At 64.2% G+C, this 12,726-nt stretch carries 13 protein-coding genes and 1 other RNA gene; 12 read left to right on the top strand and 2 right to left on the bottom strand.

What is annotated here, in order from left to right:
• Positions 1–83: 83 nt before the first annotated feature.
• Both AABA86_RS06650 and AABA86_RS06645 read right to left on the bottom strand, forming a co-directional pair.
• Positions 84–614, bottom strand: coding sequence for a chromate transporter (locus AABA86_RS06650; protein WP_212249843.1), 531 nt, complete (start codon positions 612–614; stop codon positions 84–86).
• On the bottom strand, positions 611–1,228 hold the full coding sequence (locus AABA86_RS06645) for a chromate transporter (protein WP_338306243.1): 618 nt from the start codon (positions 1,226–1,228) through the stop codon (positions 611–613). Before AABA86_RS06645 ends, AABA86_RS06650 begins: the two co-directional genes overlap by 4 nt.
• A gap of 96 nt (positions 1,229–1,324) precedes the next feature.
• Here AABA86_RS06645 and ssrA point away from each other — a divergent pair.
• The 12 genes from ssrA to AABA86_RS06585 all read left to right on the top strand — a co-directional run bounded on the left by ssrA (position 1,325) and on the right by AABA86_RS06585 (position 12,722).
• Positions 1,325–1,689: a transfer-messenger RNA gene (gene ssrA / locus AABA86_RS06640) on the top strand.
• A 115-nt stretch (positions 1,690–1,804) separates the two neighbouring features.
• Positions 1,805–2,323: an SspB family protein gene (locus tag AABA86_RS06635; RefSeq protein WP_338306242.1), complete on the top strand. Its 519-nt coding sequence runs from the start codon at positions 1,805–1,807 to the stop codon at positions 2,321–2,323.
• An 89-nt stretch (positions 2,324–2,412) separates the two neighbouring features.
• On the top strand, positions 2,413–3,846 hold the full coding sequence (gene fumC, locus AABA86_RS06630) for a class II fumarate hydratase (protein WP_338306286.1): 1,434 nt from the start codon (positions 2,413–2,415) through the stop codon (positions 3,844–3,846).
• Between the two features lie 281 nt (positions 3,847–4,127).
• A complete protein-coding gene (locus AABA86_RS06625; protein ID WP_338306241.1) occupies positions 4,128–4,316 on the top strand; it encodes a DUF4169 family protein in 189 nt (62 codons plus the stop codon).
• The gene (locus AABA86_RS06620) at positions 4,313–4,564 is read left to right on the top strand and encodes a ribbon-helix-helix domain-containing protein (RefSeq protein WP_018319702.1); all 252 of its coding nucleotides are present in this window, start codon (positions 4,313–4,315) and stop codon (positions 4,562–4,564) included. The genes AABA86_RS06625 and AABA86_RS06620 overlap by 4 nt, the downstream gene beginning before the upstream one ends.
• 124 nt (positions 4,565–4,688) lie before the next feature.
• A complete protein-coding gene (locus AABA86_RS06615) occupies positions 4,689–4,964 on the top strand; it encodes a FeoA family protein (RefSeq protein ID WP_018319701.1) in 276 nt (91 codons plus the stop codon).
• A gap of 37 nt (positions 4,965–5,001) precedes the next feature.
• Complete coding sequence (gene feoB / locus AABA86_RS06610) at positions 5,002–6,873, top strand: ferrous iron transporter B (RefSeq protein WP_212249858.1); 1,872 nt, start codon at positions 5,002–5,004, stop codon at positions 6,871–6,873.
• Positions 6,874–7,064: 191 nt separating this feature from the next.
• Positions 7,065–7,346: a hypothetical protein gene (locus tag AABA86_RS06605; RefSeq protein WP_028145466.1), complete on the top strand. Its 282-nt coding sequence runs from the start codon at positions 7,065–7,067 to the stop codon at positions 7,344–7,346.
• A 94-nt stretch (positions 7,347–7,440) separates the two neighbouring features.
• Complete coding sequence (cax, locus tag AABA86_RS06600) at positions 7,441–8,544, top strand: calcium/proton exchanger (RefSeq protein ID WP_338306240.1); 1,104 nt, start codon at positions 7,441–7,443, stop codon at positions 8,542–8,544.
• 166 nt (positions 8,545–8,710) lie between these two features.
• Entirely contained in the window at positions 8,711–9,208 is a 498-nt protein-coding gene (locus AABA86_RS06595; RefSeq protein ID WP_338306285.1) for a GNAT family N-acetyltransferase, read from the top strand.
• A gap of 296 nt (positions 9,209–9,504) precedes the next feature.
• Positions 9,505–11,019, top strand: coding sequence for an ATPase domain-containing protein (locus AABA86_RS06590; protein WP_338306239.1), 1,515 nt, complete (start codon positions 9,505–9,507; stop codon positions 11,017–11,019).
• The gene (locus AABA86_RS06585; protein WP_212249864.1) at positions 11,016–12,722 is read left to right on the top strand and encodes an ATP-binding protein; all 1,707 of its coding nucleotides are present in this window, start codon (positions 11,016–11,018) and stop codon (positions 12,720–12,722) included. The genes AABA86_RS06590 and AABA86_RS06585 overlap by 4 nt, the downstream gene beginning before the upstream one ends.
• Positions 12,723–12,726: the final 4 nt, after the last annotated feature.

Genomic DNA, 12,726 nt, shown 5'->3' with positions numbered 1-12,726 from the left:
CCGCGACCCGTAAGTCACGAGCACTGTTGTTCTAAATCGGCTGGAAATGGATCCCCCGCCCGACCACTGCCTAGCGATTTTCATTACACAATGCCAGCGAAACCCAACAGTCCCCCGGCGAGCAGGAGCCAGAGTGGATTGATGCGCGAGACGGACGCGATCACCGCAACCATTGCGGTCAGAAGCACTGCAGCAATCGTGCGATCGGTCGACTGGGCCAGGATCAGGGCGCTCGCCGCCATCAAGCCGATCGAAAGCGGAACCAGTGCAGCCTGAATCAAACCGGGCCAGCGCGATTGGCTGGGCCGGTTCAGGAGCCGGCTGACATAATAGGCAAGCAGCGCCGTCGGCAGGCACATCGCCAGCGTCGCCGCCAGCGCGCCGGGAATGCCGGCGACGGCATAGCCGATTAACGTCACGATAAGCACGTTCGGACCTGGCGAGAGCTGCGCGATCGCATAGGCGTCGGTGAACTGCTTGTCGGTCATCCAGTGATGCACCTCGACCGCGATGCGGTGCATCTCGGGCACCGCCGCCGCGGCGCCGCCAACGGCGAGCAGCGACATCAGTCCAAAGGTGGAGATCAGCGCCCAGATCGGATTCTCAGGCTTCATGCTGCTACTTTCCGCCGCAGGAAAAAAGTGGCGCCGACACTGATGGGGATCGCGACCAGCAGCACCGCCGGAAGCGGCAGGCGGAGCACGCCGATGGCGAGGAACACGCCGGCCATCAGGATCAGTGCGAGGGGATCCGTCCGCTTCAGCAGCGGCGTCATCATGCGGAACACTACCGCGATCAAGAGACCGACCGCCGCGCAGGAGATGCCGGCGAGGCTGCGGCGCAGCACGTCGAGGTCACCGTAACGGGCGTAGATGGTCGCAAGCACCGTCATGATCAGCGTCGGCGGCAGCAACAACCCGGCAAAGGCGGCAAGCCCGCCCGCGATGCCGCGCAGCCTTGATCCGAACACCATGGACAGATTGACGATGTTAGGTCCGGGCAGGAAATGACAGAGCGCAAAGGTCTCGTTGAACTCGTCCGCATTCATCCAGCGGTGCTGCTCGACGATCGCCCGCCGGGCAAACACCAAAACCCCGCCGAAGCCGGCCAGCGACATCCGGGCGAAGGCCAGGAAAAGCGCGAGCAGGCCGGGCGCGGGGGCATGGGTGGCGGGGATATCCGGCTCTCGATCCGGCTCTTGGGCGGCCGGTGCTGAATCCGTGGACATGTCAGGAGCTTAGAACGCGAGGCTCCACGCGGCCAAGATCATAGGGAAGGCCATCCGGAACCTATCCAAAGGGAACCGTGGGATCGCCGCGCGAAACACCTGTCATTCGAAACCTTTGCGCCCTATATTGGGGTTGCCGGTTCGCCGGCTATGGAAATAAACGGTCGTCGCAATAAACCATTCGGACCCGGGGGCGGTACCCGGCGCCTCCACCAAAGCCCACCAACGGGTCATCCCGAAGCGGGCTTTGGCGGGGGCGAAATAGGATCGACGAGGGCGTAAAGGGCGAACTTTTTCCCGGTATTGTTCCGCCGTTATCGGGCTATGCAATAGTTGCCAACGACAACTTTGCTCCGGTTGCTCAGGCTGCGTAACGCAGTTTGAAAGACCATTCTGAAGTCCTAACGGGTTAAGCTCCGTTAGGCGGGGTTCGGAGGCACCTGGCAACAGAAGCCTCCACTTTACTCTTGATTTCTTCCCCGGCGGGGACTCCTGCTGACCCGTCAGGCGCGGTACTATTGCGGCTTGGCGAGTCGGGTCGGCACGGTCCGGCTTCGGGGATGCAACAGGACCACCATGGCGACCGATCATATCCGATACGATGTGCTGGCCCGCGACGCGCTGCGCGGCGTGCTGCGGAAGGTGCTGACCGATGCCGCGACCCAAGGCCTGCCGGGCGAGCACCATTTCTTCATCACCTTCGTGTCGAAGGCCGAGGGCGTGAAGCTGTCGTCGCGCCTGCTCGCGCAATATCCGGAAGAGATGACGATCATCCTGCAGCATCAGTTCTGGGATCTGACCGTGCTCGAAGACCGCTTCGAGGTCGGCCTGTCCTTCGGCGGCATTCCGGAGCGGCTGATCGTGCCGTTCAGCGCCATCAAGAGCTTCCTCGATCCGTCCGTGAAGTTCGGCCTGCAGTTCGACACGTCCGACGTCGCCGAGGTCGCGCCCGAGACGCTGCCGGCGGCTCCCGCGCCGTCGGCTGTCGCCGTGCAGACGCCTGCTCCCGAAACGGCGGAAAGCACGGAGGAGCCGGCGGCCCCGAACCAGGGCGGCGCCGAAGTGGTGCGGCTCGATCGTTTCCGCAAGAAATGATCTAGGTTAGACCCGAACCCGTCGCACGCGGCCGAACTCCCTATATAGAGAAGCACATGAAAGCGCTGCGCGGTGTTTCGCGCGGCAGAATGGATGTGCTCATGGCCAAAGCCGCCCGCGCGAAGACCGCCCGCCCCGCCACCCGCATCGAGACCGACAGTTTCGGTCCCATCGAGGTCCCTGCCGACCGCTATTGGGGCGCGCAGACCGAACGCTCGCGCCAGAACTTTCGCATCGGCACCGACCGCATGCCGATCTCGCTGGTGCACGCGCTCGGCATCGTCAAGCTCGCCGCGGCACAGTCCAACCTCGAGCTCGGCCTGCTCGACCGGCGCCGCGCCAATGCGATCATCAGCGCCGCGCGCGAGGTGATCGAGGGCAAGCTCGATGACCATTTCCCGCTCGTCGTGTGGCAGACCGGCTCGGGCACGCAGAGCAACATGAACCTCAACGAGGTGATCGCCAACCGCGCCAACGAGCTGCTCGGCGGCGAGCTCGGCGCCAAGAAGCCGGTGCATCCCAACGATCACGTCAACATGAGCCAGTCGTCGAACGATTCGTTTCCGACCGCGATGCACATCGCCGCCGCAAGCCGCATCAATGCCGATCTCGTCCCGGCCCTCGGCGAGCTGCTCCGCGCGCTGCGCAAGAAGGAGAAGGCGTTCGCGAAGATCGTGAAGATCGGCCGCACCCACACCCAGGATGCAACGCCCCTGACGCTCGGGCAGGAGTTTTCCGGCTATGCGGCGCAGGTGGAAAGCGGCATCGCCCGGCTCAAGGTCGCAGTGAAAGACCTCTATCCCCTGGCGCAGGGCGGCACCGCGGTCGGCACCGGCCTCAACTCGAAGCCGCGCTTTGCAAAGCTGTTCGCAAGGCACGTTGCCGCGATCACGAAGCTGCCCTTCACCAGCGCCGCCAACAAATTCGAGGCTCTGGCCTCGAACGACGCCTATGTGCTGGTGCATGGCGCCATCAATTCGGTCGCGACAGGCCTGTTCAAGATCGCCAACGACATCCGCCTCCTGGGATCAGGCCCGCGCTCGGGGCTAGGCGAGCTGATCCTGCCGGAGAACGAGCCGGGCTCCTCGATCATGCCGGGCAAGGTCAATCCGACCCAGTGCGAGGCGATGACCATGGTCTGCTGCCAGGTGTTCGGCAATCACACCGCGATCACGGTGGCCGGCAGCCAGGGCCATTTCGAGCTCAACGTCTACAAGCCCGTGCTCGCCTACAACATGCTGCACTCGATCCGCCTGATGGCGGATGCCGCGCGATCCTTCACCGAGCATTGCGTGAGCGGTATCCGTGCCGACGAAAAGCGCATCAGTGAGCTGATGCAGCGCTCGCTGATGCTGGTGACGGCGCTGGCCCCGAAGATCGGCTACGACAACGCCGCCAAGGTGGCCAAGACGGCCCATGCCAACGGCACCACGCTGAAGGAGGAGGCGCTGCGGCTCGGCTTCGTCTCGGCCGACGAGTTCGATCGCCTGGTCCGCCCCGAGAAAATGACCAGCCCGGGATAGAACTCCGAATTCCGATAGCCATCCGTAATGATACGGACGCTCGCCGCCCTAGAAATGTGCGGCTTTAGGGGCGGGATTTGATTACCGTCAATGTTCCGGCCGGACGGCGTGCTACGCAGCCTTTCCGCCCCTCGACGGGGGCGAAATTCATCGTTTGATGGCCCGAGCGGCCGATTGACGAGGACAAGCGAATGGCGATCAAGTCTTGTGGGGCGCAGTGCGGCACCCTGTTTCTGAGTGTTTCATCCTGCCTGGAAAGGATCGGATGATGGAGACGCGGCATGGGGAACGTCATCAACCTGAATCGTTTCAGGAAGCGCGCCGAACGGGAAGCCTCGGCGAAACAGGCGGACGCCAACCGGACGAAGTTCGGCCGCACGAAGGCGGACCGGTCGGCGGAGGAGACGCGCGCGGACAAGGCGAAGGCGCACCTGGATCAGCATCAGATCGATCGCGAGGAGCAGCCATGAAGTCGCCCGTCGTGAAACGGTCGATCGTCGTCGCCGGGCACAAGACCAGCGTCAGCCTGGAAGAGGCGTTCTGGAACGGCATGAAGGAGATTTCCGGCCTGCGCAACATGACGTTGTCCGAGCTGGTCGGCGAGATCGACAACAACCGCCAGCAGGGCAACCTGTCGTCGGCGATCCGTCTGTTCGTCCTGGACTACTTCAAGAGCCGGGCGATGGCTCCCCAGCCGGACAAGGTCGCGGCCCAGTAGCCAACCCAGCCCTCGGGGGCGCCTTCGACGGCGCTCCGCCACCCGCACTTTAAAATCACTCTAAGGTGCGGTTTCAGGGAGCGCGCGCGCTTGACCTCAATGCCTTGCGTTGAAAATACAGGGCATGACCGACACCAATGACACGCGCCCGCACATGCCGCTGGGTCTGGCCCAGCGCGGCTATACCGGCGTCATCCAGCATCTTTCCGCTCGCGAGGCGGGCTCGGCGCTCTCCGACATCGAGCTCGAGAGCCGCCTGATCGAGCTCGGCTTCGTCGAGGGGGCCCGGGTCGAGGTCCTGCACGAGGGGCTGGTCGGGCGGGACCCGATCGCCGTGCGGGTCGACAGCATCACGATTGCGGTCCGCCGCCGCGAAGCCATGGCCATCATCGTCGCCTAGATAGCGACCGGACCTCTGACCCCGGACCAGTGATTCCATGGAATTACCCCTGCTGCATCTCGCCCTGGTGGGCACGCCGAACAGCGGCAAGACCTCGCTGTTCAATGCCCTGACCGGCAGCCGGCAAAAGGTCGCGAACTATCCCGGCGTCACCGTCGAGCGCAAGGAGGGCTTCTTCGTCACGCCCCTGGGACGTCAGGTCTCGGTGGTCGACCTGCCCGGCACCTATTCGCTGCGCGGCCGCAGCCCCGACGAGGAGATCACCCGCGACTTCGTGCTCGGCAAGGCCTCCGGCGAGACCGTGCCCGATCTCGTGCTGTGCGTCGCCGATTCCACCAATTTGCGGCTGACCATCCGCCTGCTGCTCGAGCTCAAGCGCACCGGACGGCCGATGCTGCTCGTGCTCAACATGTTCGACATCGCAGCCCGCCGCGGCATCACGGTCGACGTCGAGCGGCTCGCCAAGGAGCTCGGCCTGCCCGTGGTCACCTCGATCGCGGTGCGCAAGGGCGGCACCGCCGACCTCTTGAAGCTGACCGACGAGATCTCGGTAAGGCTCGCCGCCGAGGCGGCGGCGAACAGCTGGCGCGCGCTCAGCGTATCCGAATTGCGCGCGACCCAGCGCGAGGCCGACCGCATCATCGCCGACTGCGTCAGCCTGCCTGCTAGACCCGACACCTGGACCGCGCGGATCGACGCGGTCGTGCTGCATCCGGTCGGCGGCCTCATCGTGCTGGCGCTGATCCTGTTCGTGATGTTCCAGGCGGTGTTCGCCTGGGCGCAGCCGCTGATGGAGCTGCTCAATTCGGGCTTTGATGCGCTCGGCGAGCTCGTTCACGCCACCCTGCCCGCCGGCCTGTTGCAGAGCTTCCTCCAGAACGGCGTGATCTCTGGCGTCGGCAGCGTTATCGTGTTCCTGCCGCAGATCATCATCATCTTCCTGTTCATCCTGCTCCTGGAAGATTTCGGCTACATGGCGCGCGCCGCGTTCCTGATGGACCGCATCATGGGCGGCGCCGGCCTGCACGGCCGCGCCTTCATTCCGCTGCTGTCGAGCTTTGCCTGCGCCATTCCCGGCATCATGGCGACGCGCGTGATCGACAACAAGCGCGACCGGCTGACCACGATCCTGATCGCGCCGCTGATGACCTGCTCGGCACGCATTCCGGTCTACACGCTGATCATCTCCGCCTTTATTCCGGCGAAGGACGTCTGGGGCTTCATCAACCTGCAGGGCCTCGTGATGTTCGGCCTCTACGCCGCCGGCATCATCAGCGCGCTTGCCGTCTCGTTCCTGATCAAGTTCTTCATGCTGCGCGACTATGCGCCGGCGCCGTTCATGCTGGAGCTGCCGGACTACAAGATGCCGCAGCTGAAATCGATCGCGATCGGCATCTACACCCGCGCCAAGATGTTCCTGGTGCGGGCCGGCACCACGATCTTCTCGATGATGGTGCTGATCTGGTTCCTGGCCTCGTTCCCGCAGCCGCCGGCGGGCGCCACCGAGCCCGCCATCGACTTCAGCCTCGCCGCCATCATCGGCAAGGCGCTCGAGCCGCTGCTCGCGCCGGTCGGCTTCAACTGGCAGATCGCGGTCGCGCTGATCCCGGGCATGGCGGCGCGCGAGGTCGCGGTCGCGGCGCTCGGCACCGTCTATGCGATCGAAGGCGGCAAGGAAGCGGCCGAGCAGATCGGACAGGTGCTCGCGACGAAATGGTCGCTCGCCACCGCGCTGTCGATGCTGGCCTGGTACATCTTCGCCCCGCAATGCGCCTCGACGCTGGCCGTGATCCGGCGCGAGACCGGAAGCTGGACCTGGATGGCCGTGACCTTCACCTACATGCTGGTGCTGGCCTATGCCGCGAGCCTCCTGACCTACAACGTCGCGGTGGCGCTGGGCGCCGGCTGAAGCCCTCAAAACTAAAATTGCGAAAACAACCCCATGCACAGTAGACCGGGGTCGTGAAATCAATGGCTTACGCGAGTGCAGGAATCATCCGGGCCAGGCGATCCCAGGAAACCGCGACCATTGATTTCGGTCAATGGTCCACCTCACCGGCCTGTCACGCTTTCTCGTCGTCCTGCAAAGGGAGAGAGCACATGACCGGACATGCCAAGCTGATCGGACTGTTCGTCACCGCCGCGCTGTTCACGGCAGCGCCCCTGTCGTTCCACACCTCGCCGGTGGATGCGCTCGCCGTGTCCGTTGACACCGCCGAGGCCCGCGTCGGACGCCCGCTCACGCCGGGAAGCGTTGCCGGCGTCAACCGCAGAGTCCATCGGCGGGCTTACTACGGTGCCGCAGCTGCGGGAGCTGCCGCCTATGGCGCCTATGGCTATCGCCGGGCTTGTGGATATCACCCCTATCCGCCCTGCTATTGAGGCGCCGGTTCGAGGGCGCACAAGCCGTTGAGCTAGATCAACACCGGGGCCCGCTCCGGCGGCAGCGTCGAGGTCTGACCGCGTAGGACGGACCATGAACGCGCTGCTCAGGGAAATCCGGCACAGCCCGCTGCTGTGGCTGCTGGTTGTCGTGCCTGTCGTGATCGCGCTCGAGCATGTCATGCCGGACGCGCATACGCTGCTGTTCGTGCTGGCCGTGATCGCCATCGTGCCGCTCGCGAGCCTGCTCAGCCACGCGACGGAGGCCGTGGCCGAGAAGACCGGCGATGCGGTCGGCGGGCTGTTGAACGCCACGCTTGGCAATCTCACGGAGCTCATCATCGCGGTCACGGCGTTGCAGGCCGGTCAATACATGCTGGTCAAAGCCTCGATTGCGGGTGCGATCGTGACCAACTCGCTATTCATGCTGGGCGCATCGCTGTTTCTGGGCGGATTGAGGCATCGCGTGCAGGAATACAACCGGGCAGGCGGCAGGCTCCATTCCGCGCTGCTGCTGATGGCCACGATCGCCCTGTTGTCACCCTCGGCCGTGGCCGACCTCGACTTTCCCGGCCACGAGGCGACGGTGCAGCGCTTGAGCACCGCCTTGGCGGTCCTGCTGATTGCGGCCTACGGTCTCAGCCTGCTGTTCGCGCTGAAGACGCACAAGGAGCTGTTTGCAAGCAGCGACCATGGCGAGGCAGGCGGCTCGATACTGCCGATTGCGATCGCCGTTCCGACACTGGGAATCGTCACCGTGCTGGTGGCACTCGTGAGCGAGATCTTCGTAACATCGGTGCAGAAGGCCGCCGAAACGCTCGGCATGACCCCGGCATTCGTCGGGTTCATCGTCGTTGCCCTGGTCGGGGCTGCGGCCGAGATGGCCGTGGCGTTTTCCGCGGCACGCCGCAACCGGCTCGACTTGAGCGTGAGCATCGCGCTCGGAAGCGCCAGCCAGATCGCCTTGTTCGTCGCACCCGTTCTCGTGCTGCTGAGCTACGTCGTCGGGCCGCAGCCCATGGACCTTCAATTCTGGCCGGGAGCGGTGACCATGGTCATGATCGCCACCGTGGTGACGAGCTTCGTCACCAATGGCGGACGCTCGGCCTGGTTCGTCGGCGCCCTCCTGCTCTGCATCTACACGATCTTCGCGATGACGCTCTACATGGTCCCGCCCGGCTCGCACGGCCCGGTCTAAAGCATGATCCGGAAAAGTGCGCGGCGGTTTTCCGAAAGGACCATGCTTAAACAAAAGCCTAAAGGCCGCGAGCCGGTTGACCTGTCGGGCAAAACAGCGGCACGATGGCATCATCGGCCTCGACAACATCCAGATCGCGATCAGCTCCGGGCGACACCCTGCTTCCATGGATCGCTTCAGTACCGATAACCTGACCGCGGAGAGGCTGAACGAAAGTCACCTCGCCGACCTCGTCGCGCTCCATCTGGATCCCGAAGCGTCGCGTTATATCGGCGGCGTGCGTTCGGCGGAGGCAACGGAGAAGTATCTCGCCGTCAACATGGCGCACTGGGATCAATACGGTTTCGGCCTGTGGACACTGCGCACGAAAGACGGCGCATTTGCCGGGCGGGCCGGCATCCGGCACATCCTGGTGGATGACGTGGACGAGATCGAGATCGCCTACGCGTTCACCCCCAGTCTCTGGGGCCGGGGATTTGCCAGCGAGACCGCGACCGCGCTGACTGAGATCGGGCTGTCACAACTCGAGCTGCCGTCTCTCATCGGCATCGTCTATGTCGCAAACGGCGCATCGCGCCGCGTGCTGGAGAAATCGAATTACCGGCTCGAGCGGGGCACGAACCGTCACGGCGAGGACGTGGTGATCTACCGCGCAAGGCGATGACCGCCTGCGACCGGATCCACCTGCGGCGAGCACAGGAGCTTGTGTTCAGTTTTGAACCGACAGCACCGAGCTATCGGCACAGTCTATTGCGGCCGGTCCCTTGGACGCTCCGACCCGCAACTTGCTTCTTGCATCGATAACTCAAGCCGGGGCACCGATCGCCCGGTAACCTCTTTGCGGGAACTCGTTCCTGTCTGAAGAGTTCCTTGGAAGGACCTGTTCGGTCCAACCCCGGCTGCCAGCCTCTGGGCGCTCGGGCAAAATCAGCTTCCGGAAAACATGCGCGAGGGGGTTCAATGACCGGTCCGTCGAGGGCTGCTCCAGACAGCGACCTTAAGGATTCGCCGAGAGTTTCGACCGGCAGCGACGGCCTGGATGACATCCTGGGCGGCGGCTTGGACGCCAATCGGATGTATCTTTACGAAGGACGGCCTGGCACCGGCAAGACCACGATCGCGCTGCAATTCCTTCTGAGAGGTGTGCGTGATGGCGAACGCGTGCTCTATATCTCCCTGTCCGAAACCAAGAGGGAGCTGAGTGTCGTCGCGCGTCGGCATGGCTGGTCGCTGGACGGGGTCGACATCTTCGAGCTGGTGCCACCGGAGACGACGCTCGACCCCGAGCGCGAGCTCACGGTCTTCCATCCCGCCGAAATGGAGCTGAGCGAAACCACCAATTTGATCTTCAGGGAGGTCGAACGAATTGATCCCACCCGCGTGGTGCTCGACAGCCTGTCCGAACTGCGCCTGCTTGCCCAGAACCCGCTCCGCTACAGGCGTCAGGTTCTGGCCCTGAAGCACTTCTTCACCAATCGCAACTGCACCGTCGTTCTCCTCGACGATCTCTCGTCCTCTCAGGACGACCTGCAATTGCATTCGATTGCGCACGGCGTGGTGATGCTCGAACAGATCGCCATCGACTACGGGGCCGAGCGGCGCCGTCTTCGCGTGATCAAGATGCGGGGCATCCGGTTTCGCGGCGGTTACCACGATTTTACAATTTCGGAAGGCGGGTTGCGGATCTTCCCCCGGCTCGTCGCGGCCGAACATCACAAGCCCTTCGCCGGTGAGCCCATCTCCAGCGGCAACGCCGAGCTCGATCAGCTCCTGGGAGGCGGACTCGAACGCGGCACCAACGCGCTTCTGCTCGGCTCTGCCGGTGCGGGCAAGTCGTCGGTCGCACTGACCTATGCCATCGCGGCGGCCGAACGTGGCGAGCACGCCGTATTCTTCGCCTTCGATGAAGGCCGTGGAACGGTCGAAGCACGTGCACGGACACTTGGCTTGCCTCTGGAGAAACATCTCGCCTCGGGGAAAATCCGGTTTCAACAGATCGATCCGGCCGAACTGTCGCCCGGTGAGTTCGCGGCGACGCTCCGCCGAAGCGTCGAGGCCGACAACGCCCGCCTTGTCGTCATCGACAGCCTGAACGGCTACCTGAACGCGATGCCGGATGAACGTTTTCTCATCCTGCAGATGCATGAACTCCTGAGCTACCTGGCACAGCAGGGCGTGCTCACCATCCTGATCCTCGCTCAGCATGGGCTTGTAGGTCCCATGGATACGCCGCTCGACATCAGCTATTTGAGCGATGCAGTGCTGATGCTGCGCTATTTCGAATTCGGTGGAACGGTGCGGCGCGCCTTGTCCGTCGTCAAGAAGCGTAGCGGCAATCACGAGCATACAATTCGCGAGTTCCGGCTCGGCAGCAGCGGGATCAGGCTCGGCCCGCCACTGCAGGAGTTCAGCGGCATCTTTTCCGGCAATCCGCATTATACCGGCAGGGCATTGCCGGAAGAGCCATTCGAATGAGCCTCGACCCGGATCACCGCGTTCTCGTATTCGCCCCGATCGGCCGCGACGGGCCGGCATCGACCGAACTCTTTCGCGGCGCGAGCCTGGAGGCGGTCAACTGCCGCGATCTGTCCGCGCTCGTCAGTGCGATGACCGAAGGCGTGGGCGCGGTCTTCCTGGCCGAGGAAGGATTGTTCGGGAGAGACACGGCGCCGCTGGCACAATGGATCGAGCGCCAACCCCCGTGGTCCGACCTCCCTTTTGTCGTTCTCACCAGCCATCGCGAACAGCCGGCGGTCGTCGCGTGGCGCCGCAGTATCGTCGAGCTTCTCCGTAACGTTTCGCTGCTCGAACGGCCGGTTCAGCCGATCACGCTGACCAGCGCCATCCAGTCGGCGATCCGGGCACGCCGGCGCCAATATGAAATCCGGGCTCTGCTCGAGGCCCGCGAGCAGACCGCGCAGGAGCTCGAGAAGCTGGTGGTCGAGCGGACGCGCGAATTGGAGGAAGCCAACGAGCAACTGCGTCTCGAAATGAACGAGCGCGCTCGCGTCGAGGAGACGCTTCGCCAGGCTCAGAAGATCGAAGCCATCGGCCAGCTCACCGGCGGCGTAGCTCACGACTTCAACAACCTGCTGATGGTGATTTCCGGCGGCCTCGACATGCTCGACCGCCAGACGGACCCCAACCGCCGTCGCCGCTTGATGGACGGGATGATCCAGGCGGCGCAGCGCGGGGCCAGCCTGACCAAGCAGCTTCTGGCGTTTTCGCGCCGGCAGAAGCTGCGCCCCGAACCCGTCGACGTCGCCGCGCAGATCGGCGGCATGCGCGAGCTGCTCGATCGAAGCCTGAGAGGCGACGTCCATGTCGAGTTCGAATTTCCGGATTCGCTGTGGCCGGTGGAGGTCGATCCCGGCGAGCTCGAGCTGGTGATCCTCAACCTGGCCGTCAATGCCCGCGACGCCATGCCGAACGGCGGCACGATCCTCGTCCGCGGCGAAAACCTGCCCGAGCTGAACGACGCGGAGATCGCCGGCGACTATGTCCGGCTGTCCGTGATCGACACAGGTGTCGGCATGGCTCCGGAGATCCTGTCGCGGGTCTTCGAGCCCTTCTTCACGACCAAGGACGTCGGCAAGGGCTCGGGACTTGGGCTCGCGCAGGTCCATGGATTTGCGACGCAGTCTCGGGGCACGGTCCGCATTCAATCGGAGGCCGGCCGGGGCACCAGCATCGAACTGTACCTGCCGCGATCGTTCGATGTCCCTTCGAGCGAGCGGCACCTCATCGACCTCACCAGGGTGCGACCGAAGAAAAGCAACCAGGGCCGAATCCTGCTGGTCGAAGACGACGACGAGGTGGCCGCACTGGTCGCCGAGATGCTCGGCCAGCTCGGTTACGAAGTCACACGCGCCGCCAGCGCTGCCGCGGCTCTCGGCGCCTTGGCCGATGGTCGCTCCGTCGATGTGATCTTTTCGGACGTCATGATGCCGGGCGGCATGAATGGGGTTGAGCTCGCACACGAGATCAAACGGCGTCGCAACGACATACCGGTTTTGCTGACCAGCGGCTACGCCGAAGCCTCCGTCCATGAGGCGCAGGCGGCGGGCATCCAGATCCTGGCGAAGCCCTACCACATCGACGAGCTGTCTGCGGCGCTGAGCGCGGCGAGGTCAAATCTACGGCTCGATGCAGGATCAAAGCGCTCGGGTTCGTACTGACTTC

Origin of the sequence: Bradyrhizobium sp. TM233, assembly GCF_036247965.1 — a bacterium.
In the GTDB taxonomy this organism is placed as follows: Bacteria; Pseudomonadota; Alphaproteobacteria; order Rhizobiales; family Xanthobacteraceae; genus Bradyrhizobium; species Bradyrhizobium ottawaense.
The sequence above is the reverse complement of the archived record's forward strand: the minus strand, read 5'-3'. Positions and strand labels throughout refer to the sequence as shown.

Coding starts and splice junctions, on each gene's coding strand:
- AABA86_RS06625 (WP_338306241.1), top strand. CDS start 4,128: ATGGGGAACGTCATCAACCTGAATCGTTTCAGGAAGCGCGCCGAACGG.
- AABA86_RS06605 (WP_028145466.1), top strand. CDS start 7,065: ATGACCGGACATGCCAAGCTGATCGGACTGTTCGTCACCGCCGCGCTG.
- feoB (WP_212249858.1), top strand. CDS start 5,002: ATGGAATTACCCCTGCTGCATCTCGCCCTGGTGGGCACGCCGAACAGC.
- AABA86_RS06590 (WP_338306239.1), top strand. CDS start 9,505: ATGACCGGTCCGTCGAGGGCTGCTCCAGACAGCGACCTTAAGGATTCG.
- AABA86_RS06615 (WP_018319701.1), top strand. CDS start 4,689: ATGACCGACACCAATGACACGCGCCCGCACATGCCGCTGGGTCTGGCC.
- cax (WP_338306240.1), top strand. CDS start 7,441: ATGAACGCGCTGCTCAGGGAAATCCGGCACAGCCCGCTGCTGTGGCTG.
- AABA86_RS06585 (WP_212249864.1), top strand. CDS start 11,016: ATGAGCCTCGACCCGGATCACCGCGTTCTCGTATTCGCCCCGATCGGC.
- AABA86_RS06635 (WP_338306242.1), top strand. CDS start 1,805: ATGGCGACCGATCATATCCGATACGATGTGCTGGCCCGCGACGCGCTG.
- fumC (WP_338306286.1), top strand. CDS start 2,413: ATGGATGTGCTCATGGCCAAAGCCGCCCGCGCGAAGACCGCCCGCCCC.
- AABA86_RS06650 (WP_212249843.1), bottom strand. CDS start 614: ATGAAGCCTGAGAATCCGATCTGGGCGCTGATCTCCACCTTTGGACTG.
- AABA86_RS06595 (WP_338306285.1), top strand. CDS start 8,711: ATGGATCGCTTCAGTACCGATAACCTGACCGCGGAGAGGCTGAACGAA.
- AABA86_RS06620 (WP_018319702.1), top strand. CDS start 4,313: ATGAAGTCGCCCGTCGTGAAACGGTCGATCGTCGTCGCCGGGCACAAG.
- AABA86_RS06645 (WP_338306243.1), bottom strand. CDS start 1,228: ATGTCCACGGATTCAGCACCGGCCGCCCAAGAGCCGGATCGAGAGCCG.